Source organism: Amycolatopsis vancoresmycina, from assembly GCF_000716785.1.
Lineage (GTDB): Bacteria > Actinomycetota > Actinomycetes > Mycobacteriales > Pseudonocardiaceae > Amycolatopsis > Amycolatopsis vancoresmycina.
Genome location: NZ_JNYY01000007.1, coordinates 163883 through 185105, shown reverse-complemented (window position 1 = coordinate 185105; position 21223 = coordinate 163883). Strand labels below are relative to the sequence as shown.

General features: G+C 70.9%; 23 protein-coding genes. 21 read left to right on the top strand and 2 right to left on the bottom strand.

The annotated features are described in order from the left end of the window. Window positions 1-8 precede the first annotated feature (8 nt). The gene (locus tag OO60_RS19195; protein WP_003103088.1) at window positions 9-1787 is read right to left on the bottom strand and encodes an ABC transporter ATP-binding protein; all 1779 of its coding nucleotides are present in this window, start codon (window positions 1785-1787) and stop codon (window positions 9-11) included. A 195-nt stretch (window positions 1788-1982) separates the two neighbouring features. On the opposite strand from OO60_RS19195, the gene ffh reads away from it, so the two are divergent. From ffh to OO60_RS19110, 17 genes are all read left to right on the top strand, one after another. Then, a complete protein-coding gene (gene ffh / locus OO60_RS19190) occupies window positions 1983-3521 on the top strand; it encodes a signal recognition particle protein (protein ID WP_003103091.1) in 1539 nt (512 codons plus the stop codon). Next, a complete protein-coding gene (locus OO60_RS19185; protein WP_003103093.1) occupies window positions 3518-4594 on the top strand; it encodes an amidohydrolase family protein in 1077 nt (358 codons plus the stop codon). Before ffh ends, OO60_RS19185 begins: the two co-directional genes overlap by 4 nt. A 45-nt stretch (window positions 4595-4639) precedes the next feature. Beyond that, the gene (locus OO60_RS19180) at window positions 4640-5365 is read left to right on the top strand and encodes a CPBP family intramembrane glutamic endopeptidase (RefSeq protein ID WP_003103095.1); all 726 of its coding nucleotides are present in this window, start codon (window positions 4640-4642) and stop codon (window positions 5363-5365) included. Between the two features lie 100 nt (window positions 5366-5465). Then, window positions 5466-6269 (top strand): CPBP family intramembrane glutamic endopeptidase, encoded by an 804-nt coding sequence (locus OO60_RS19175; RefSeq protein ID WP_003103099.1) that lies wholly within the window; start codon window positions 5466-5468, stop codon window positions 6267-6269. 171 nt (window positions 6270-6440) lie between these two features. Then, window positions 6441-6881, top strand: a complete 441-nt coding sequence (gene rpsP, locus OO60_RS19170) for a 30S ribosomal protein S16 (protein ID WP_003103106.1) — start codon at window positions 6441-6443, stop codon at window positions 6879-6881. Further along, the gene (locus OO60_RS19165) at window positions 6878-7117 is read left to right on the top strand and encodes an RNA-binding protein (RefSeq protein ID WP_003103110.1); all 240 of its coding nucleotides are present in this window, start codon (window positions 6878-6880) and stop codon (window positions 7115-7117) included. Before rpsP ends, OO60_RS19165 begins: the two co-directional genes overlap by 4 nt. Before the next feature lie 20 nt (window positions 7118-7137). Continuing rightward, complete coding sequence (gene rimM, locus OO60_RS19160) at window positions 7138-7650, top strand: ribosome maturation factor RimM (RefSeq protein WP_003103114.1); 513 nt, start codon at window positions 7138-7140, stop codon at window positions 7648-7650. 1 nt (window position 7651) lies between these two features. Further along, window positions 7652-8431, top strand: coding sequence for a tRNA (guanosine(37)-N1)-methyltransferase TrmD (gene trmD, locus OO60_RS19155; protein ID WP_003103116.1), 780 nt, complete (start codon window positions 7652-7654; stop codon window positions 8429-8431). A 133-nt stretch (window positions 8432-8564) separates the two neighbouring features. Continuing rightward, window positions 8565-8933 (top strand): 50S ribosomal protein L19, encoded by a 369-nt coding sequence (rplS, locus tag OO60_RS19150; RefSeq protein ID WP_003103119.1) that lies wholly within the window; start codon window positions 8565-8567, stop codon window positions 8931-8933. Window positions 8934-8964: 31 nt separating this feature from the next. Next, window positions 8965-9903, top strand: coding sequence for a signal peptidase I (lepB, locus tag OO60_RS19145; RefSeq protein ID WP_033261807.1), 939 nt, complete (start codon window positions 8965-8967; stop codon window positions 9901-9903). 83 nt (window positions 9904-9986) lie between these two features. Next, entirely contained in the window at window positions 9987-10829 is an 843-nt protein-coding gene (locus OO60_RS19140; protein ID WP_051767720.1) for a ribonuclease HII, read from the top strand. Beyond that, the gene (locus OO60_RS19135) at window positions 10826-11149 is read left to right on the top strand and encodes a DUF2469 domain-containing protein (protein ID WP_003096226.1); all 324 of its coding nucleotides are present in this window, start codon (window positions 10826-10828) and stop codon (window positions 11147-11149) included. Before OO60_RS19140 ends, OO60_RS19135 begins: the two co-directional genes overlap by 4 nt. A gap of 266 nt (window positions 11150-11415) precedes the next feature. After that, window positions 11416-11793, top strand: a complete 378-nt coding sequence (locus OO60_RS19130) for a YraN family protein (RefSeq protein WP_003096227.1) — start codon at window positions 11416-11418, stop codon at window positions 11791-11793. Next, window positions 11793-13304, top strand: coding sequence for a YifB family Mg chelatase-like AAA ATPase (locus OO60_RS19125; protein ID WP_003096228.1), 1512 nt, complete (start codon window positions 11793-11795; stop codon window positions 13302-13304). The genes OO60_RS19130 and OO60_RS19125 overlap by 1 nt, the downstream gene beginning before the upstream one ends. Beyond that, on the top strand, window positions 13301-14440 hold the full coding sequence (gene dprA, locus OO60_RS19120; protein WP_205624219.1) for a DNA-processing protein DprA: 1140 nt from the start codon (window positions 13301-13303) through the stop codon (window positions 14438-14440). The genes OO60_RS19125 and dprA overlap by 4 nt, the downstream gene beginning before the upstream one ends. 103 nt (window positions 14441-14543) lie before the next feature. Further along, entirely contained in the window at window positions 14544-15524 is a 981-nt protein-coding gene (locus OO60_RS19115; RefSeq protein WP_033261806.1) for a tyrosine recombinase XerC, read from the top strand. 111 nt (window positions 15525-15635) lie between these two features. Continuing rightward, window positions 15636-16484, top strand: coding sequence for a FliA/WhiG family RNA polymerase sigma factor (locus OO60_RS19110; protein WP_003065608.1), 849 nt, complete (start codon window positions 15636-15638; stop codon window positions 16482-16484). Here the strand turns inward: OO60_RS19110 and OO60_RS19105 are convergent, their stop codons facing one another. Beyond that, entirely contained in the window at window positions 16485-16961 is a 477-nt protein-coding gene (locus tag OO60_RS19105; RefSeq protein WP_240490625.1) for a M23 family metallopeptidase, read from the bottom strand. A gap of 888 nt (window positions 16962-17849) precedes the next feature. Between OO60_RS19105 and rpsB the strand changes: the two genes are divergently transcribed. The 4 genes from rpsB (at window position 17850) to frr (ending at window position 21116) form a co-directional block, all read left to right on the top strand. Then, window positions 17850-18710: a 30S ribosomal protein S2 gene (gene rpsB, locus OO60_RS19100; protein WP_003065602.1), complete on the top strand. Its 861-nt coding sequence runs from the start codon at window positions 17850-17852 to the stop codon at window positions 18708-18710. 89 nt (window positions 18711-18799) lie between these two features. Continuing rightward, complete coding sequence (gene tsf, locus OO60_RS19095) at window positions 18800-19615, top strand: translation elongation factor Ts (RefSeq protein ID WP_003065598.1); 816 nt, start codon at window positions 18800-18802, stop codon at window positions 19613-19615. A gap of 151 nt (window positions 19616-19766) precedes the next feature. After that, window positions 19767-20510, top strand: a complete 744-nt coding sequence (pyrH, locus tag OO60_RS19090) for a UMP kinase (protein WP_003065595.1) — start codon at window positions 19767-19769, stop codon at window positions 20508-20510. A 48-nt stretch (window positions 20511-20558) separates the two neighbouring features. Beyond that, entirely contained in the window at window positions 20559-21116 is a 558-nt protein-coding gene (frr, locus tag OO60_RS19085; RefSeq protein ID WP_003065592.1) for a ribosome recycling factor, read from the top strand. The last annotated feature ends 107 nt before the right edge of the window (window positions 21117-21223 follow it).

The following is a 21223-nucleotide window of genomic DNA, read 5'->3' as shown; positions in this document are numbered from 1 at the left end:
GCCCCAGGTTAGAGGGTTCCCCGTACGAGCCGGGCATAACGCCCGCCGCGCGTCAGCAGCTCCTCGTGTGTTCCTCGTTCGGCGATCCTCCCTTCGTGCAGCACCACGATCTGGTCCGCGTGTTCCACAGTGGACAAACGGTGCGCGATCGTCAGCGTCGTGCGGCCCGCGGCGAGCCGGTCGAGCTCGGCCTGCACCGAGCGTTCGGTGCGGGTGTCGAGCGCGCTGGTCGCCTCGTCCAGGATGAGCACCGGCGGGTTGCGCAGCAGGATCCGGGCGATCGCCATCCGCTGCTTCTCGCCGCCGGAGAACCGGTAGCCGCGCTGGCCGACGACCGTGTCGTACCCTTCGGGGAGGCCGGCCAGGGTGTCGTGGATGTGCGCGGCCTTCGCCGCCAGCTCGATCTCGTCGTCCGTCGCGTCCGGCTTGGCGAAGCGCAGGTTCTCCCGCACGGTGTCGTGGAAGAGGTAGGTCTCCTGCGACACCAGCCCGACGCCGGCCGCGAGCGATTCCAGGGTGACGTCCCGGACGTCGGTGCCGTCGATCGTCACCGAGCCGCTGCTCACCTCGTAGAGCCGCGCGACGAGGTAGGCGAGCGTCGTCTTGCCCGAGCCGGTCGAGCCGACCAGCGCCGTCGTGGTCCCGGCCGGCACGTCGAGATCGATCTCGTGCAGGGTCGGCGGGCCGCCCGCGTCATAGCTGAACGAGACGCCGCGCATCGAGACGTCGCCGCGGCGCACCGCCAGCTCCCGGGCCCCGGGTTTGTCCGCGATCTCCACCGGCAGGTCCAGTACCTCGAAGATGCGGCCGAACAGCGCCTTCGACGTCGCCACGTTCTGCCCGATCGACTGCATCGCGCTCGCCGGCGCGACCAGCCGGTTCAGCATGCTGGTGAACGCCACCACCGTGCCGAGCGAGATCGGCGACGCACCACCGGCCAGCGCCAGCCCGGCGATCCAGTAGACCAGCGCCGGGATCACGGTCAGGCTCATCGCCCGCGACGCCGTTTGCCAGCGGCCGGCCAGTGCGGCGGCCCGTTCCAGCGACGCGATCTCCCGCGACTCCGCCCCGAAGCGCTCGCGCACGGCCCGTTCGTTGCCCATCGTCTTGGCGAGCAGCACCCCGGTGACCGACAGGGACTCCTCGACCATCGTCGTCAGGCGGGCCATCCGGCGGGTGCGGCCACGGGCCAGGTTCCGCCGCTTCTTGCCCAGCCGCAGTGTGAACAGCAGGAACAACGGCACGACGATCAGGGACAGGGCCGCGAGCTGCCAGTCCAGCAGGATCAGCGCGGTGGCGATGGCGATCGTCGTGGTCGCGTTCTGCACCATCGCCCCGGCGGTCGTGGTGATCACGTTGTCGACCCCGCCGATGTCGTTGAACACCCGCGAGAGCACTTCGCCGCTCTTCGTCCGCGTGAAGAAGCCGAGCGACATCCGCTGCAGGTGGCCGTAGACCGAGACGCGCAGCTCGTTCATGACCCGTTGCCCGATGGTGTTGGACAGCCCGGTGGTCGCCACGCCGAGCGAGCCGCTGCCGACCGAGCAGACGATCATCCCGGCCGCCAGCAGGCTGATCAGCAGCGTGTCGCGGTGCGGCAGGGCGTCGTCGAGGATCTCGCGCAGCAGGAACGGCGAGACCACGCCGAGGCCGGCCTGCACGACGATCAGCGCGAACAGTGCACCGAGCGGCCCGCGGTGGGGGCGGAACAGCCCGGCGATCCGCCGCAGCGGCACCGGCTCGTCGGCGTCGGTGGCCGGCTCGCTCAGGACAGGGACAGTGGTCATGCACCTATGTTTACTAAAATCCGGCCACGGCGCCACCAGTTTTCGCGTGATCACTCGGAAGTGCGTCGAACGGTAGTTAACGCACGCGTACTAATGCGCGCACACCCGCGGAGGGAAGGAGCCGGAGCGACTACCCTCGACAGAGCCGGCTGTGTCCGGCGCGCCACCATCGACCCAGCTGGAGCGTGCACACCCGTGTTCGACACCCTCTCCGATCGGCTCACCGCCGCCCTGCAGACGCTCACGCGCAAGGGCAAGCTGTCCGACGCCGACATCGACGCCACCGCGCGCGAGATCCGCATCGCGCTGCTGGAGGCCGACGTCGCCCTCGGCGTGGTCAAGACCTTCATCGCGAGGATCAAGGAGCGGGCGAAGGGCGCCGAGGTCTCCCAGGCGCTCAACCCCGCGCAGCAGGTCATCAAGATCGTCAACGAGGAGCTCGTCGGGATCCTCGGCGGCGAGACGCGGCGGCTCAACCTGGCCAAGACGCCGCCGACCGTGATCATGCTGGCGGGTCTGCAGGGTGCCGGTAAGACGACGCTCGCCGGCAAGCTCGCGCTGTGGCTGAAGAAGCAGGGCCACGCGCCGATGCTGGTCGCCTGCGACCTCCAGCGCCCGAACGCCGTCACGCAGCTGCAGGTCGTCGGCGAGCGCGCCGGCGTCGTCACCTTCGCGCCCGAGCCGGGCAACGGCGTCGGCGACCCGGTCGACGTCGCCCGCCGCGCCATCGCCGAGGCCAAGCACGCGCAGCACGACGTCGTCGTGGTCGACACCGCGGGCCGCCTGGGTGTCGACGAAGAGCTGATGAAGCAGGCCGCGGACATCCGCGACGCGGTCGAGCCGGACGAGGTCCTGTTCGTCGTCGACGCGATGATCGGCCAGGACGCCGTGACCACGGCCGAGGCGTTCCGCGACGGCGTCGGCTTCTCCGGCGTCGTGCTCACCAAGCTCGACGGTGACGCCCGCGGTGGTGCCGCGCTGTCCGTCCGCGAGGTCACCGGGCAGCCGATCCTGTTCGCCTCCAACGGCGAGAAGCTCGAGGACTTCGACACCTTCCACCCGGACCGGATGGCGTCGCGGATCCTCGGCATGGGTGACGTGCTCACCCTGATCGAGCAGGCCGAGCAGGCCTTCGACCAGCAGCAGGCCGAGAAGGCCGCGGAGAAGCTCTCGAGCGGCCAGCTCACCCTGGAGGACTTCCTCGAGCAGATGCTGGCGGTCCGCAAGATGGGCCCGATCGGCAACCTGCTCGGCATGCTCCCGGGCGCCGGCCAGATGAAGGACCAGCTGGCCCAGGTCGACGACAAGCACCTGGACAAGCTGCAGGCGATCATCCGCGGCATGACCCCGGCCGAGCGTGAAGACCCGAAGATGATCAACGGGTCGCGCCGTCTCCGCATCGCCAACGGCTCCGGCGTCACCGTCCGCGAGGTCAACGACCTGGTCAACCGGTTCTTCGAGGCCCGCAAGATGATGGCCCAGATGGCCGGCCGGTTCGGCTTCGGCGGCGGGGGCGGCGGCTCGAAGTCCCGCAAGGGCAAGAAGGGGAAGAAGGGCCGCGGCCCCACGCCCCCCAAGGTCCGCGGCGGTTTCCCCGGCGGCATGCCGATGCTGCCCCCTGGCGGCAAGATGCCGGGCGGGATGCCCGACCTTTCGCAGCTGGGCGGCATGAACGACGTCCCGGGCTTCGACCCGACGAAGTTCAAGCTGCCGAAGAACCCGAAGGACAATTGAGCACGGCGCTCCACGCCGCCGGGGTGATCCTGCCCGGCGGCGAGCCGGGGGAGCTGTGGATCACCGGCGGCCGGATCTCCTTCGAGCCGGTCCCGGACGCCGAGACGCTCGGCCGGGACGTCTTCCTCGTGCCCGGCCTGGTCGACGCGCACTGCCACCCCGGCATCGGCGTCGGCGGCCCGGTGTCCCTAGAAGAGGCGGCCGAGCAGGCGATCACCGACCGCAACGCCGGGACGCTGCTCATCCGCGACTGCGGCCTGCCGATCGACGTCCGGCCGCTGCAAGCACGCGCCGACCTGCCGGCGATCATCCGCGCCGGGCAGCACCTCGCGCTGGCCAAGCGGTACATCCCGGGCCTGGGCATCGAGCTGGACGACCCGGCCCAGCTGCCGGAAGCGGTCGCCGGGCAGGCGCGTGACGGTGACGGCTGGGTCAAGCTCGTGGGCGACTGGATCGACCGCGGCGCAGGCGACCTCGCGCCGCTGTGGCCGGACGACGTCCTGGCCGAAGCCGTCAAGGTCGCGCACGAGAACGGCGCCCGCGTCACCGCGCACGTGTTCGGCGAAGCGGCGTTGCCGGGGCTGATCGCGTCCGGGATCGACTGCCTGGAGCACGGCACCGGCCTGAGCGCCGACCAGCTGGCCGAGCTGGCCCGGCACGACGTCGCCCTGGTGCCGACGCTGATCAACATCGAGAACTTCCCCGGCATCGCGGACAAGGCGGGCAAGTACCCGGCGTACGCCGCGCACATGCGCGCGTTGCACGCCGGTGTCGGCGAGATGGTCGCTTCGGCCATCGAAGCGGGCGTACGCGTCTTCGCGGGCAGCGACGCCGGCGGCATGGTCGAGCACGGCAGGCTCGTCGACGAGATCGAGGCGCTCCACCGCGCCGGCATGACGCGCGAAGCGGCCCTCGCGAGCGCGTCCTGGGCCGCCCGCGACTGGCTCGGCCACCCCGGCATCGCCGACGGCGCGCCCGCCGACCTGCTCGTCTACCCGGCCGATCCGCGCGAGGACCTGGGCGTCCTCCGGCATCCTTCGCACATCGTGCTCGGCGGGGCCGTCTACGCGTAGACCCCGCCGATTTCCTTGCGGGCTCGGCACTTTAGCGTGGGAGACGTGACGGACGACGACGGCGCACGGAGCGTGCTGAGGGCGCACTGGTGTTTCGTGGCGTTCTTCGCGGGCATCGCCGGCTACTACCTGACCAACCTGCTCATCGCCGCGGCGGTCAACCGCAACGTCGGCGAGTTCGACCCCCTCGAGCTGCGCGACATCGGCCCGCTGCTGCTCCTGGCGTTCGTGCCCAACCTGCTGCTCGGCCTCGGCCCGGCGGCGGGGTCGTGGCTCTGGGGCGACGGCCTGCGCGCGGACTTCGGGCTCAAGCCGACCTGGCGCGACGTCCGGATCGGCCTCGCCTGCGGCGTGCTCGCGCTGGTCGTCGGCTACCTGCTCAACCTGATGCTGATCGCGGTCTACGGCGCCGACGACGTCTCCGACAGCCCGCTGACCGACCTCGCCGACACCTTCGACGGCGACACGGTGTGGCTGGTGCTCGCCGCGGTGATCGTCATCGCCGGCGCGCCGATCACCGAGGAACTGCTGGTCCGCGGCACGCTGTGGAACGCGCTGTCGTTCCACCGGATCCCGCCGTGGGTGGTGCTCGTGCTCACCTCCCTGGTGTTCGCGCAGCTGCACGGCGAACCGACCCGCACCATCGCCCTGTTCGGCCAGGGCCTCGCGATCGGGCTGGCCCGCCACCTGTCCGGCCGGGTCAGCGCGGGCGTGATCGCCCACGCCGCCAACAACCTGCCACCGGCGGTGCTGCTGTTCGTCGCGCACTAGCCGTTGCGAAGTTCGATGGACAGTAGTTGGACGGATACTGTGCGATCACATCCCGGCGGCTAGGCTCGACGCAGGAGCCGAGCGACGCGGAGGGCAAGGCGTGACCACTTCCCAGCCCCGGGACCCGGCTGCCGACCCGACGCCGTTCCCCGAGCCCGAGGAGCCCGCCGCGACCGCCTTCCTGCCGTCTCCGCCGCGGCACCGGTGGGGCTTCGGCGCCTTCCTGCTCGTCGAAGCGGTGCTCCTGGCGTCCGCGGCCTTCGTGTCCGCCCTGGTCGGCGACACCGGTCCCGGTCCGCTGCCGATGCGCGTCGTGCTGCTCGGCACCATGCTCCCGACGATGATCGCGGCGGGCGTGGCGGTGCTGATCACCTTCGTCCGCGGCAACGGGCCGGTCGCCGACCTGCGGCTCGAGTGGCGCTGGGCCGACGTGAAGACCGGGTTCCGGTACGGCTGCGTCGGGCTCGTCTTCACGACCATCGCCGCCTACCTGTGGACGCACCTGGTCGGCGACGCCAACGCGACGTCGGCGATCAGCGCGCTGGTCGAGGACCGCCGGATGTCGATCTCCGCCGCCGTCGTGATGTTCGTCTACCTCTGGCTGCTCGGCCCGATCTGCGAGGAGATCATCTACCGCGGCCTGCTCTGGGGCGCGGCCGAGCAGCTGCAGTGGCGCAGCGAGCGCTGGGGCCGCGTCGCGGCGTTCCTGCTGTCCACGGCGGTGTTCGCGGCCAGCCACCTCGAGCCGCTGCGCACGACGTTGCTGCTGGTCATCGCGGTGCCCATCGGCCTGGTGCGGCTGGTCACCGGGCGGCTGCCGGGCAGCGTCGTCGCGCACCAGGTCAACAACTTCCTCCCCGCGCTGACCATCCTGCTCGGGGCGCTCGGGGTGGCGTCTTTCTGAGCCTCTTTCGGGGGGCGCGGGTGCCGTCTGGCAGAATGGGTCACTGCCTGCTTCCGCCGGACCCTCTCACCGTGCGAAAGCTCCTGACCTCCGGGTGCCCGCGACCGTGTCCCCACTCGGCCCGCGTGCGCCCAGCCCAGCACCAGAGAGACTCGAGGAGAACCCACACCCGTGGCCGTCAAGATCAAGCTGCAGCGCCTCGGCAAGATCCGTGCGCCGTACTACCGCATCATCGTCGCCGACGCGCGCACCCGCCGGGACGGCAAGGCCATCGAGACGATCGGCAAGTACCACCCGAAGGAAGAGCCGAGCCTGATCGAGGTCGCCTCCGAGCGCGCCCAGTACTGGCTGGGTGTCGGCGCGCAGCCGACCGAGCCGGTCCAGCGCCTGCTGGAGATCACCGGTGACTGGCAGAAGTTCAAGGGCCTGCCGGGCGCCGAGGGCACCCTGAAGGTGGCCGAGCCGAAGCCGTCGAAGCAGGACCTGTTCAACGCGGCGCTGGCCGCGGCCGGCGAGGAGCCCTCCACCGAGGCCACCACGCCGAAGAAGAAGTCGGCCCCGAAGAAGGCCGACGCGGAGAAGGCCGAAGCCGAGGGTGAGAAGGCCGAGTGAGCTTTCTGGCTGACTCCCTCGAGCACCTGGTGCGCGGGATCGTCGACAACCCGGACGAGGTCCGGGTCGAGCTGCTGACCACGCGCCGTGGCCGCACGCTCGAGGTGCACGTGCACCCCGACGACCTCGGCAAGGTGATCGGCCGGGGTGGTCGCACGGCGACCGCCCTGCGCACCGTCATGGGTGGCATCGGTGGCCGCGGCGTCCGCGTGGACGTCGTCGACACCGACCGCTGAGCCTCATCGGAACGGTCAGGATGGACGTCGTAGTAGGCCGCATCGCGAAGGCGCACGGGATCCGCGGGGAACTCGCGGTGGACGTGCGCACGGACTCGCCGGAAGAGCGGTTCAAGATCGGTGCGGCCGTCACGACGAAGCTGCGTGACGGCAGCAAGAGGGAACTCACCATCGCAGCCGCCCGCGAACACAGCGGGCGGCTGCTGGTGCGTTTCGAGGAGGTCCTGACCCGCGACGTCGCCGAGACGCTGCGGGGTGCGCTGCTGGTGGCCGACACGGCCACGCTGCCGCCCACGTCGGACCCGGACGAGTTCTACGACCACGAGCTGGCCGGCCTGCGCGCCGAGCTGGCCGACGGCACGGTCGTCGGCAAGGTCGTGGAGGTCGTCCACTCGCCCGCGGGCGAGCTGCTGGAGCTCGACGTCGAGGGCCGCGAGGTGCTGGTGCCGTTCGTCCGCGCGATCGTCCCCACCGTGGACGTCGCGGGCGGCCGGGTCGTGCTCGACCCGCCAGAGGGGCTCCTGGACGCCTGACATGCGGATCGACGTCGTCACGATCTTCCCCGAATACCTCGACCCGCTGCGCGCCGCGCTGCTGGGCCGGGCGATCGACCGCGGCCTGATCGAGGTCGGCGTGCACGACCTGCGCGACTGGACCCACGACGTGCACCGCGCGGTCGACGACGCGCCGTACGGCGGCGGCCCCGGCATGGTCATGAAACCGCAGATCTGGGGTCCGGCCCTGGACGACGTCTGCGGAGACGCGACGCGCCTGGTCGTGCCGACGCCGGCCGGACGGCCGTTCACCCAGGAGCTGGCGCACGAGTACGCGGCGGAGAAGCACCTGGTCTTCGCCTGCGGCCGCTACGAGGGCATCGACCAGCGGGTCGTCGACGACGCGGCCCGCCGGATGCCGGTCGACGAGGTGTCGATCGGCGACTACGTGCTCGTCGGCGGCGAAGCGGCGGTGCTGGTCATCGTCGAGGCCGTCGTCCGGCTGCTGCCCGGCGTGCTCGGCAACGCGCGCTCGGCCGCCGAGGACTCGTTCTCCGACGGCCTGCTCGAAGGGCCCAGCTACACGCGCCCGGAGGTGTGGCGGGACCTCGCCGTGCCGGACGTGCTGCGGTCCGGCAACCACGCGCTGATCGACCGCTGGCGGCGTGACCAGGCCCTCGAGCGCACCGCCCGCCGCCGCCCCGATCTCCTGGCGGCGCTGCCGGAAGGTAGTCTCGACAAGCACGATCGCGGGGTCCTGGAGGGCTTGGACCCCGAGCAGGCCGAGGGCCGGTTCGCCCGGCCCGATCCCGGTCTGTAATACTTGACAGGTTGGCGTGAGTGGACCTCCTCGTCCACGAGCCCGCCATCAGCCCCCCGGGTCGCCCGCAGCGGCACCGTTGCGCGCCCGGGATCTGTACGCAAGCCATACCGAAGACGAGGACGGACCACCGATGAACACCCTGGACGCGCTGGACAAGCAGTCGCTGCGTTCCGACATCCCGGACTTCCGCCCGGGCGACACGCTCAAGGTGAGTGTCCGCGTCATCGAGGGCAACCGCGAGCGCAACCAGGTCTTCCAGGGCGTGGTCATCCGCCGCCAGGGCGGGGGCATCCGGGAGACCTTCACCGTTCGCAAGATCTCCTTCGGCGTCGGCGTGGAGCGCACCTTCCCGGTGCACTCGCCGAACATCGCCGAGGTCGAGGTCCACAAGCGCGGTGACGTGCGGCGCGCGAAGCTGTACTACCTGCGCGACCTGCGCGGCAAGAAGGCCAAGATCAAGGAGCGCCGCGAGAACCGCGAGACGGCCTCGGCTAACTGAGTCACCACCCGGTTACCGGTAGCCTGACGACGTGGCCGAACCCGTGTCCCAGAACGCTCCCGAGGATGACCCCGACCGCTCCGAGGAGGACAAGCCCAGGCTGTCCCGCTCCGAGGAGCGCGGGGGATCCCGCCGGCGGCGAGCCAAGCCCGCCAAGAAACGGTCGTTCTGGAAGGAACTGCCGATCCTGCTCGTGATCGCCCTGGTGCTCACGATCCTGATCCAGACATTCCTCGCGAAGGTCTTCATGATCCCTTCGGGCTCCATGGAGGCCACCCTGCACGGGTGCCCCGGGTGCACCGGAGACCGGATCCTCGTCGACCGGGTCACCTACGACTTCACCGAGCCCGCCCCGGGCGACGTGATCGTGTTCAAGGGCCCGCCGGCGTGGATCAACAACGAGATCGCGCCGCAGGAGTCGAGCAACATCATCGTCCAGGGCCTGCGCGGTCTCGGCTCGCTGGTCGGGTTCGCCCCGCCGGACGAGCGCGACTTCGTCAAGCGCGTGATCGCGGTCGGCGGCCAGACCGTCCAGTGCTGCGATCCGCAGGGCCGGATGATCGTGGACGGCAAGGCGCTCGACGAGCCGTACATCCACTGGGAAGACCCGTCGGTCCAGGAGCAGAAGACCTTCGAGCCGGTCAAGGTGCCGGCCGGGATGGTCTGGGTGCAGGGCGACAACCGCAACAACTCCGACGACTCCCGTTTCCAGGGCGGCGGCGGCGTGAACGGCGCGGTCCCGGTCGACAACATCATCGGCAAGGCGCGGATCATCGTCCTGCCGCCGAGCCGGTGGGGCGGGATCACCGACCACAACCCGCAGGAGTCGGCGCAGCCGGTGGCGCTGGGCGCGCCGGCCTGGCAGAGCGGGCTCCCGCTGGGCGCCGGGATCGCGGCGGCGTGGCCGGCGTTGTTCCTCGGGCGCAAGCTCAAGTCCGGACTGCGCCGGGCGGCCGGGCGGAAACCCTAGCCTGTTTCCAGCAGACGGGTGATCCTGCTTTGACACTTCCCGTTCCCCTGACGGCGGCCGAGCCGATCCGGCCACCGCGAGCCGTGGTGCGCGGCGACCTCTTCTGGGGTCTGCAGGGCGCGCTCGACCGCCGTGGCCTCGGCCCGGTCGCCGGCGTGGACGAAGCCGGCGCCGGGGCGTGCGCCGGGCCGCTCGTGGTCGCGGCTTGCGTGCTCAAGCAGGGCGACGCGGCGAAGCTGACCGAGCTCACGGACTCGAAGCTGATGACGGCCAAGGCGCGCGACCGGGTCTACGACCTGGTCCTCGCCCGCGCCGTCGACTACTCGGTGATCGTCGTCCCGACGGCAGAGGTCGACCTCTACGGCATCCGGGTGATGAACCTGGAGGCCATGCGCCGGGCGGCGGCGGCGCTACGCGTGCAGCCGGGGTACATCCTCAGCGACGGGTTCCGCGTGCCGGGCCTGACGGCCCCGAACGCGGCGGTCATCAAGGGCGACCGTTCGGTGGCCTGCATCGCGGCCGCGTCGGTGCTGGCGAAGGTGACGCGAGACCGCATCATGGCGGGCCACCACGAGGACCTCCCGCACTACGGTTTCGACGTGCACAAGGGTTACAGCACGTCCGACCACCTGGCGGCGCTGCGCGAGCACGGCCCGAGCGACGTCCACCGCTGGTCCTACACGAACGTGGCCACGGTGGCGATCAAGCGCGGCCTGCGCCCGGCGCGGCCGGTCCTGCTCACGTATGCGGCGCTGGAAAAGGCCATCGAGACCCCCGGTGCGGCGAGCCTGGCCGCGGTCCTCGACGAGGCGTTGGAGCCGCAACTCAGCCTGCCGCTGCATGCCCCGGCCGCGGGTGTGGGTCACAATGAACGCTCTGCCGGCGGAGCACCAGCACGATCCCGAGGAGGGGCGCGGATTTCATGAGCGCAGAGGATCTCGAGAAGTACGAGACCGAAATGGAGCTCTCGCTGTACCGCGAGTACCGCGACATAGTCGGCCAGTTTTCGTACGTGGTGGAAACCGAGCGACGGTTCTACCTGGCCAACGCCGTGGACGTGCAGGTCCGCGACGGTGGTGGCGAGGTGTACTTCGAGGTCCGCATGTCGGACGCGTGGGTCTGGGACATGTACCGCCCGGCCCGGTTCGTCAAGCACGTCCGGGTGATCACGTTCAAGGACGTCAACGTGGAGGAACTGGACAAGCCGGACCTCCGCCTCCCCGAGGACGGCCCGTTCTCGGGCTGACCTCCCGACTCGACCGCGCCGGCTCTCCGTGGGGGAGCCGGCGCGGTGCGTTTCTACGGGCTCGCCGCCCCTAGCACACCCCACCGACAATCCGGGCTCCCCCAAGGCGATCCGTGGGCGAGTTGTCCCCAGCACCCCGGTTGTCCACAGGTTCGCGATTCCGCTCTGGTCCGCCCGGCCCGGTCCCTGCCATCGTCGAAGGCACACGCACCGTGATCGCCGGGACCGCCCCGGTGACGAGGGCGAACCGACGAGGGGGCGAACGGATGACGGGCACCGACGAGCTCGCAAGACACCGCCGCGACCTGGGTGCCTGGGGCGAGGACCTCGCCCTCCGCTACCTCCAGGACCGCGGCCTGGTCCTGCTGGCCCGCAACTGGCGCTGCCGCGAGGGCGAGCTGGACCTGGTCTTCACCGACCGGACCCGCGTCATCGTCTGCGAGGTGAAAACCCGCACCGGAACCGAATTCGGCCTGCCGACCGAAACGGTCACGGAGGAAAAGGCCGGCCGCGTCCGCCGCGCAGCCCAACGCTGGCTACGCGAGTACCGCATCGGCTGGTGCCCGGTCCGCTACGACGTGGTCACGATCCTGGCGGAACCAGGCACCCAGGCCCGCCTCCAGCACATCGAGGCGGCGTTCTGATGCCCATCGCCAAAGCCTGGTCAGCGGGCCTCCTCGGCATCAACGGCCGGGTGATCGAGATCGAAGCCGACCTCGGCGGTGGGCTGAGCCGGATCACCCTCGTGGGCCTGCCCGACGCCGGACTCCGCGAGGCGAAGGACCGCGTTCGATCGGCCGTGCGCAATTCCGGGGAGCCGTGGCCCGACGGCAAAGTCACTCTCGGCCTGTCCCCGGCGAACCTGCCCAAGATGGGGTCAGCCTTCGACCTGGGCATCGCGGCGGCGGTGCTCGCCGCATCCGGCGCGGTGCCGGCAACGCGGCTGCTCGGCACCGTGTTGCTCGGCGAACTGGCCTTGGACGGCCGGATCCGCGCGGTCCGCGGCATCCTCCCGGGCCTCCTGGCCGCCCGGGCGGCGGGCTACGGACGAGCCGTCGTGCCGACGGACTCCCTCGTCGAGGCAGGACTCGTGGACGGCATCGAGATCGCGGGCGCGCCGCATCTGCGGGACTTCGTGGCTTGGCTGAAGCGTGAAGCCGAGCTGGCAGGTCCGGAGCCGCCCGCTCCAGCAGCGCCGCCGGACGTGCCGGATCTCGCGGATGTCGTCGGCCAGCCGGAGGCACGGTGGGCCTTGGAGGTCGCCGCAGCCGGTGGGCACCACCTCCTCCTCACCGGCCCGCCCGGAGTGGGCAAGACGATGCTGGCGAAGCGGCTTCCCGGTCTGCTCCCGCAGCTGACGCAGGAGGAGTCCTTGGAGGTCACCGCGGTGCACTCGGTCGACGGCTCGCTGTCGAAGTCCTCCCCGCTGGTGACGGTCCCGCCGTTCGTGGCTCCGCACTATTCGATCTCGGTTCCCGCCCTGATCGGCGGGGGGAGCGGAATCGCGTCGCCGGGCGCGATCAGCCGGGCGCACCGCGGTGTCCTGTTCCTCGACGAGGTCTGCGAGTTCGGTGGGCAGTGCCTCGAGTCGCTCAGGACCGTTCTCGAAGAGGGTGAGGTACGCATTGCCCGGGTCAAGGGATCGATCACCTACCCCGCCCGGTTCCAGCTGGTCCTCGCCACCAACCCGTGCGCGTGTGCACCGCCGAAGGACACCGACTGCGTGTGCTCGCCGAGCGCTCGCCGTCGCTACCTCGCCAAGTTATCGGGACCGCTGCTCGATCGCGTCGACCTGAGAGTCCGATTGCGGCCGCTGAGCGCCATCAGCGCACACGACGCCGGCTCGGCAGAGCCGTCCGAAGCGGTCCGCCAGCGGGTCCTGGTCGCCCGTGAACGCGCGGCGCGACGGTGGAGCGAACACGGCTGGTCGTCCAACTCCGAGGTGCCCGGCCCGGCCCTGCGTCGTCAGTTCGCCCTTCCTGCCGCCGCAACGGTCCTGCTCGACCGAGCCATGGACCGCGGCGCCCTGAGCGGCCGCGGCGCCGATCGCTGCCTGCGCATCGCTTGGACGCTGGCGGACCTGGACGGCGAGTCCCGCCCAGGCGCCGAACAAGTCGGGTCGGCGCTGGCCTTCCGTGAACGGGTGGCGGCATGAACGCCGACGACGTGCGGCAGGCTCGCGCCTACCTGCTGCGGGTGGCCGAGCCGCCGGCGGCTGCCCTCGTGGCCTTCGTCGCCGAGCATGGGCCGGTTGCCGCCGCCGGGCGGGTTCGGCGTGGCGATTGCCCGCCTGATGTGCTGAAGGTGACCGAGGCGCGGCGGGGCTTCGACCTTGTCGCCCAGGACTTCGCCCGGGCCGCCGAGGCAGGTGCGCGCCTTGTCGTGCCCGAGGACGATGAGTGGCCTGCTTGGCCGTTGCTCGCCCTGGATCTCGCCGCACGGCGTGGGGTGGCCGAAGCCGTTCCGCCCTTGGCTCTGTGGGTGTCCGGGGAGGTTTCCCTCGGCGCCGCCGCCGATCGGGCTGTGGCCGTGGTCGGAGCCCGTGCCGCCACCGAATACGGGGAACACCACGCCGCCGAGTTCGCCTATGGGCTTGGCGTCCGGGGTGTCCCGGTCTTCTCCGGCGCCGCCTACGGCATCGATGGAGCTGCGCACCGAGGCGCTCTCGCCGCGTCCGGTGTCACCGTTGCCGTGCTGGGGTGCGCCGTCGACGCCGGCTATCCGGCGGGGCACGTCGCCCTGCTGAAGCGGATGGTCGGGGCCGGTGGTGCGGTCGTCAGCGAGTACCCGCCCGGTACTCCGCCGGCCCGGCACCGGTTCCTCGTCCGCAACCGGCTGATCGCCGCCCTCACCGAGGGCACCCTGGTCGTCGAGGCCGGGCGGCGCAGCGGCGCCCGCAACACCGCGAGCACCGCCGGTGCGCTCGGCAAAGTGGTGATGGCGCTGCCGGGGCCGGTGTCGTCGGGGATGTCCGCCGGCTGTCACGACCTGATCCGCGATGCCCGGGCGACGCTGGTCTCGACCGTCGACGAAGTCCTCGAGACCGTCGGTCACTTCGGCATCGCGGAAGACACCACCAGGCGGCCGAAACGGCGCACCGACCGGCTGGGGCCCGAGGCATTGCGCACCTTCGAGGCACTGGCTGTGCGCACCGACCGGTCAGACTCCGAGATCGCGGCCGAATCGGGCCTGCCGCTGCGGCGGGTGCGGGCGTTGCTGCCGGAACTGGAACTCGACGGATTCGCCGTCCGCGGGGAAGCGGGCTGGCGACGACGGAAGGAAAGCGCGTGATCACCACGGAATCCGGGCGAAATCGTCGACCGTGTTCGGCCGGTCCGGTGCGGACGCGTGGCGATCCTTGACCCGAGGCGGTTGTTCGCGCAGCGTGACATCCATGCCGTCAGCACGCTCCGGACGAGCCCGCCGCCCCGATCTGCGCGCGCTCCGGGCCGCGCTGCCCGAGCCCGTGCGGGCCGTCGTCGCCGGCTACGAACGGCACCTCGGGCTCGAACGCGGCCTGTCCGCGCACACCGTGCGGGCGTACGTCGGCGATGCGGTGGCGCTGCTGGGTTTCGTCGTGGACGGCGGGGGCGAGGTTGCGGACCTCGACCTCGCCCGGCTGCGGGCGTGGCTCGCCGCCCAGCAGGCCGGCGGGGCGAGCCGGACGACGCTCGCCCGGCGGGCCGCCTCGGTGCGGACGTTCACCGCCTGGGCGGACCGCACCGGGGTCCTGGCCACCGACCCGGGCGGCCGGCTCGCCGCCCCGCGGGCGCACCGCACCCTGCCCGGGGTGCTGCGTGCCGGGCAGGCGGGGGAGGTGATGCAGGCGTCGGCTGCCGGGGCCGCGCAACGCGATCCGGTCGCGCTGCGTGATCGCGCGATCGTCGAGCTGCTCTACGCCACCGGTATCCGCGTGTCCGAGTTGTGCGGGCTGGACGTCGGCGGGGCGGACTTCTCCCGCCGTGTCGTGACGGTGCTGGGGAAGGGCGGCAAGGAACGGGTCGTCCCGTTCGGCGTCCCGGCGGCCGAGGCGCTGGGCGACTGGATCGAGGAGGGGCGGCCGAAGATCGTCGCCGAAACCGGTGGTGAGAGCGCCGAGGCCGCGCTTTTCCTCGGTGTGCGGGGGAAACGCGTCGACCCGCGGGCGGTGCGGCGCGTGGTGCACGACGCCGTCACCGCGGTGCCCGGAGCCCTCGACATGGGGCCCCACGGCCTGCGGCATTCGGCCGCGACGCATCTGCTCGAAGGGGGTGCCGATCTCAGGAGCGTTCAGGAACTGCTTGGTCACGCTACGCTTGCCACGACGCAGCTCTACACTCATGTGACCGTCGACCGGTTGAAAGCGATCCATGACCGAGCGCACCCCAGGGCCTGAGGCGGTCCGGGGGAGGCTCGCCGGGGTCGTCCAGCAGCAGGCCCGGCGGCGCACGCGCATCCGCACGAGCACGGAGACGACACTGAGCCGCATGCCGAGAACGACGGTGCAATGACCGCAGGCCCGCACGTGACCGAAGCCGCCGGAGTGAACACTCACGGTGAGACCGCCGTGCCCGCGGACACCCGGGCCGGCTACGACGTCGACGCCGGGATCGCGGCGCTGTGGCAGCAGTTCGCCGACAGCCCCGACCAGGCGTCGCGTGATCGGCTCGTGCTGCACTACGCCCCGCTGGTCAAGTACGTCGCCGGCCGGGTCGGCACCGGGCTGCCGACCCACATCGACGTCGGTGACCTGGTCCAGTCGGGCATCTTCGGGCTCGTCGACGCGATCGAAAAGTTCGACCCCGAGCGCGGCCTGCGGTTCGAGACGTACGCGATGCAGCGCATCCGTGGCGCGATCCTCGACGACCTCCGTTCCCAGGACTGGGTCCCGCGCGCGGTCCGCAGCAAGGCCAAGGAGGCCGAGCGCGCGATGGAGCGGCTCGGCGCCCGCCTGCACCGCACCCCGACTGACGCCGAACTGGCCACCGAGCTCGGCATCGGCCTCGACGAGCTTCGCGACTTCTACGGCCAGCTGCAGCTCACCAGCGTCGTCGCGCTGGAGGACCTGGTGGCCGCAGGCAAGGACAGCGGCTCGCTGGTCGACACGCTGCCCGACGACGACGCCGTCGACCCGGTCGCGGTGCTCGTCGACCAGGACAACCGCCGCCAGCTGGCCCAGGCGATCGCGCAGCTCACCGAGCGGGACAAGATCGTGGTCAGCCTCTACTACTTCGAGAGCCTGACCCTCGCCGAAATCGGCAAGGTCCTCGGCGTCACGGAGTCCCGGGTGAGCCAGCTGCACACGCGGGCGGTCATGCGGCTGCGCGCCAAGCTGGTCGAGCAGACCGGCGCCTGATCACCCACCACCTCCCCACGGTTTGAGCCGGTATTCGCCGGTCTCGCCGGTCAGCGCGAGTGGATCGACGTACTCCTCGCCCCGCCGCACGCCCCAGTGCAGGCACGCCGCGGTCGGACAGCCCAGGTGCCCGGCGAGGACGGTGCCGAGCACTTGCCCCCGGTAGACCTGCTCACCCACGGCGACCTTCGGCACGACGGGCTCGTAGGTGGTCCGCAGCCCACCGTCGTGGTCGACGGACAGCACGGGCCGCCCGCCCACCATCCCGGCGAAGACGACGACACCCGCATCGGCGGCCAGCACGTCCTGCCCGGGCACGGCGGCCAGATCGACCCCGCGGTGTCCGGCGCCGAAGGGTGTTTCGGGGGCGTCGAAATATTTGGTGACCACCGGAACGGGTGACAAGGGCCAGGAGAGCCGCGACTGCCGCACGACGGGGGAACTGCCCGAGCCCAGCTCGTCGGCTATCGGCGACAGCCGGACCGCGGCGACCCATGGCGTGTTCGCCGACGGCACGGAGAACGGGGAGGGCGGTGCCAGGTCGCCTGCCCACGGCTCCGCCGCCGAGGCAGGGAACGGGGAGTCCGCCGTTGGTGATGCCAGGCCGCTCGGCCACAGCTCTGCAGCCGGGCGGTCGGCCCACGGCTGCCCCGCTCGGCCGTGAAGAAGGGAGTCCGCTAGGTGCGGGGGCAGGTCGCTCGGCCGCGGCTCTGCCGCCAGAGCTTCGGCCCATGGCTGCGTCGCGGGGCCGGGGGCTCGGGAGTCCGTCGTTGGCGGTGCCGGACCGCCCGCCCAAGCCCCCGCCCATCCCGGCGCCCCTGATCCACCCGTCCAACCTCCACCTGTCCCCAGGGCCACCAACATCGGCAGTTCACCCCCGAATGCCGGCGCCCGGACCTCCCCACCGCCCCTCCCGAACTCTCCTCCGAAACTTCCGCACACCCCCGTGACCAGGGCAACCACAGCCAAACCCCACCGTCGGCAACGCGTGATCGTCTCCATGGCTCCAGCCTGCGGTACCCGGCCGCTCCGTGGGGGCGTGGTCGTGAATCTGTGGATAACCGGAGCCGATGTGGACAACCGCGCCGGTGAGCGGCCGCCGGTGGGGGAGGGGGTGGTGGCAGGGGGTAGAATCTTTCCCGCGGTCCGTGTTAGCGGGCTGACTTCGCGTGCACGTGCGCGTTCCCCGGTCTGGAAGCAGCCGGGTGGGCGCGCGGCGTCCGGCGGTCCCCGGGTCCTCACCCCGGGGTCCGGATGCCGGCACGGGCACCAGGGCGAACGGCCACCCGGCCGGGAGCGACAAAACCGAGCAGCGCGCCGTCACACGCACGGCGCGCACGACACAGAAGAGGTGTGATTCCGGCAATGGCCGTCGTCACCATGAAGCAGCTGCTCGACAGCGGCGTGCACTTCGGGCACCAGACCCGCCGGTGGAACCCGAAGATGAAGCGCTACATCTTCACCGAGCGCAACGGCATCTACATCATCGACCTGCAGCAGACGCTGACCTACATCGACCGTGCGTACGAATTCATCAAGGAAACCGTCGCGCACGGCGGCACCATCATGTTCGTCGGCACCAAGAAGCAGGCTCAGGAAGCCATCGCCAACGAGGCCGCGCGCGTGGGCATGCCCTACGTCAACCAGCGCTGGCTCGGCGGCATGCTGACCAACTTCCAGACCGTGCACAAGCGCCTCCTCCGCCTCAAGGAGCTCGAGGCCCAGGAGCAGACCGGCGGCTTCGCCGGCCTCACCAAGCGCGAGATCCTGACGCTGACCCGCGAGAAGGAAAAGCTGGAGAAGACCCTCGGCGGTATCCGCGACATGGCCAAGGTGCCGAGCGCGGTGTGGATCGTCGACACGAAGAAGGAGCACATCGCCGTCGGCGAGGCTCGGAAGCTGAACATCCCGGTCGTCGCGATCCTGGACACCAACTGCGACCCGGACGAGGTCGACTACCCGATTCCGGGCAACGACGACGCGATCCGCTCCGCCGCGCTGCTGACCAAGGTCGTCGCCGAGGCCGCGGCCGCCGGTCTGATGGCCCGCTCCAGCCGCAACGGTGCTTCGGCCGACACCAAGCCGGAGCCGGGCGTTGCTTCGGACGAGCCGCTGGCCGAGTGGGAGAAGGAGCTGCTCGCCGGCTCCGAGACCGCCGCCGCCGACGCGACCGAGGCCGCTGCTGCGACCGAGGCCGCCACCGAGCAGGCGACCGCCTCCTCCTGACGCTCCACCGTCCGTGCGGCCGCGCCCCCGGGGCCGGCCGCACGGGCGTTGCAACCCACAGATTTCCTGCAAAGGACGGATTTACCAGAATGGCGAACTACACCGCCGCTGACGTGAAGCGCCTGCGCGAAATGACCGGCGCCGGCATGATGGACTGCAAGAAGGCCCTGGAGGAGAACGGCGGCGACTTCGACAAGGCCGTCGAGTTCCTCCGCATCAAGGGTGCCAAGGACGTCGGCAAGCGCGCCGAGCGCGCCACCGCCGAGGGCCTGGTCACCGGCGACGGCGGCGTCCTCATCGAGCTCGACTCCGAGACCGACTTCGTCGCGAAGAACGCCGACTTCCAGGCGCTCGCCGCGAAGGTCGTCGAGGTCGCGAAGACCCTCAAGACCTCCGACGTCGAGGCGCTCAAGGGTGCCGAGCTCGACGGCAAGACCGTCAACGAGGTCGTCCAGGAGCTGTCGGCCCGCATCGGCGAGAAGCTCGAGCTGCGCCGCGTCGTGGCCTTCGAGGGCCAGACCGCGACCTACCTGCACCGCCGCGGCTCCGACCTGCCGCCGGCCGTCGGCGTGCTCGTCGAGTTCACCGGTGACGACGCCGAGGCCGCCCGCGGTGCCGCCATGCAGGTCGCCGCGCTGCGCGCGAAGTACCTGACCCGCGACGAGGTGCCGGCCGAGATCGTCGAGAACGAGCGCCGCATCGCCGAGCAGACCGCCCGCGAGGAAGGCAAGCCGGAGCAGGCCATGCCGAAGATCATCGAGGGCAAGGTCAACGCCTACTATAAGGACAACGTCCTGCTCGAGCAGCCGTCGGTCAAGGACAACAAGAAGACCGTCAAGGCCCTGCTCGACGAGGCCGGCGTGACGCTGACCAAGTTCGCGCGCTTCGAGGTCGGCCAGGCCTGAGGCCAGGTCCGGGCGTAGGTTTCACCAGTGCCCCGTCTCCGTCCATCGGGGACGGGGCACTGTCAGGTCTGGATATGACAAAAACAGGTCGAGGGGCCCCGCCGACGTAATCCCTCCCTCGGAGGCGGCGAAAACACAGGAGGCGACATAGATGGGTGACCGGGTCGAAGGTGGCTACCGGCGGGTGCTGCTGAAACTGGGCGGCGAAATGTTCGGCGGTGGTTCGATCGGCGTCGATCCGGATGTCGTCCACTCGGTCGCGCAGCAGATCGCCGACGTCGCCCGCACCGGCGTCCAGGTCGCGGTCGTGATCGGCGGCGGCAACTACTTCCGCGGCGCGGAGCTTTCGCAGCGCGGCATGGACCGCGACCGCGCCGACTACATGGCGATGCTGGGCACCGTGATGAACTGCCTGGCGCTGCAGGACTTCCTCGAGAAGGAGGGCCTGCCGACCCGCGTGCAGACCGCCATCACGATGGGGCAGGTCGCCGAGCCGTACATCCCGCGCCGCGCCGAGCGGCACCTGGAGAAGGGCCGCGTCGTGATCTTCGGCGCCGGGGTCGGCATGCCGTACTTCTCCACCGACACCGCGGCCGCGCAGCGGGCGCTCGAACTGGGCTGCGAAGCCGTGCTGATGGCCAAGGCCGTCGACGGCGTCTACACCGCGGACCCGAAGGCCGACCCCACCGCCGAGATGTTCCGCGAGATCACCCACCGCGAGGTGCTGGAGCGGGACCTCAAGGTCGCCGACGCGACGGCGTTCAGCCTCTGCATGGACAACAACATGCCGATCATCGTGTTCAACCTGCTCACCGAGGGGAACATCGCCCGCGCGGTGAGTGGTGAAAGAATCGGCACGTTGGTCAGCACCCCCGCCGACGGGGTGCCGGCCTAGACCTGCTGGGATCAGCAAGCGCCACCCATCACAACAACGGGAGTGACCGTGATCGACGAGACCCTCCTCGATGCCGAGGAGAAGATGGAAAAAGCGGTGTCCGTCGCCAAGGACGAGCTGCAGTCGGTACGCACCGGCCGGGCTTCGTCGGCGATGTTCTCGCGGATCGTCGTCGAGTACTACGGCTCGCCGACCCCGCTGAACCAGCTGGCCAGCGTGAACGTGCCGGAAGCCCGCATGGCGCTCATCAAGCCCTACGACCAGTCGCAGCTCGGCGCGATCGAGAAGGCGATCCGGGAGTCCGACCTCGGGGTGAACCCGAGCAACGACGGCCAGGTCATCCGCATCGTCATCCCGCAGCTCACCGAGGAGCGGCGCAAGGAGATGGTGAAGGTCGCCAAAGGCAAGGGCGAGGACGCCCGCGTCTCGATCCGCAGCGTCCGCCGCAAGGCCAAGGACGAGCTCGACCGCATCGCCAAGGACGGCGAAGCCGGTGAGGACGACGTTGCGCGCGCGGAGAAGGAACTGCAGAACCTGACCGACACCTACGTGCACAAGGTCGACGAGCTGGTCAAGCACAAGGAAGCCGAGCTGCTCGAGGTCTGATGGCACAGGTGAGCGAGGAACGCGAGGACCGGGTGGACGCCACCGGAGAGCAACCGGCGGCCGCTCCCGGGACGCCGGGGCCGGCGCAGGCCGGCACCCCGGCCACG

Excerpts from the sequence above, each read along its gene's own strand:
- pyrH (WP_003065595.1), top strand. The coding sequence starts at position 19,767 with ATGGGTGACCGGGTCGAAGGTGGCTACCGGCGGGTGCTGCTGAAACTG.
- OO60_RS19135 (WP_003096226.1), top strand. The coding sequence starts at position 10,826 with ATGAGCGCAGAGGATCTCGAGAAGTACGAGACCGAAATGGAGCTCTCG.
- OO60_RS19130 (WP_003096227.1), top strand. The coding sequence starts at position 11,416 with ATGACGGGCACCGACGAGCTCGCAAGACACCGCCGCGACCTGGGTGCC.
- OO60_RS19115 (WP_033261806.1), top strand. The coding sequence starts at position 14,544 with ATGCCGTCAGCACGCTCCGGACGAGCCCGCCGCCCCGATCTGCGCGCG.
- rplS (WP_003103119.1), top strand. The coding sequence starts at position 8,565 with ATGAACACCCTGGACGCGCTGGACAAGCAGTCGCTGCGTTCCGACATC.
- rimM (WP_003103114.1), top strand. The coding sequence starts at position 7,138 with ATGGACGTCGTAGTAGGCCGCATCGCGAAGGCGCACGGGATCCGCGGG.
- tsf (WP_003065598.1), top strand. The coding sequence starts at position 18,800 with ATGGCGAACTACACCGCCGCTGACGTGAAGCGCCTGCGCGAAATGACC.
- dprA (WP_205624219.1), top strand. The coding sequence starts at position 13,301 with ATGAACGCCGACGACGTGCGGCAGGCTCGCGCCTACCTGCTGCGGGTG.
- trmD (WP_003103116.1), top strand. The coding sequence starts at position 7,652 with ATGCGGATCGACGTCGTCACGATCTTCCCCGAATACCTCGACCCGCTG.
- rpsB (WP_003065602.1), top strand. The coding sequence starts at position 17,850 with ATGGCCGTCGTCACCATGAAGCAGCTGCTCGACAGCGGCGTGCACTTC.
- OO60_RS19110 (WP_003065608.1), top strand. The coding sequence starts at position 15,636 with ATGACCGCAGGCCCGCACGTGACCGAAGCCGCCGGAGTGAACACTCAC.
- OO60_RS19125 (WP_003096228.1), top strand. The coding sequence starts at position 11,793 with ATGCCCATCGCCAAAGCCTGGTCAGCGGGCCTCCTCGGCATCAACGGC.
- OO60_RS19195 (WP_003103088.1), bottom strand. The coding sequence starts at position 1,787 with ATGACCACTGTCCCTGTCCTGAGCGAGCCGGCCACCGACGCCGACGAG.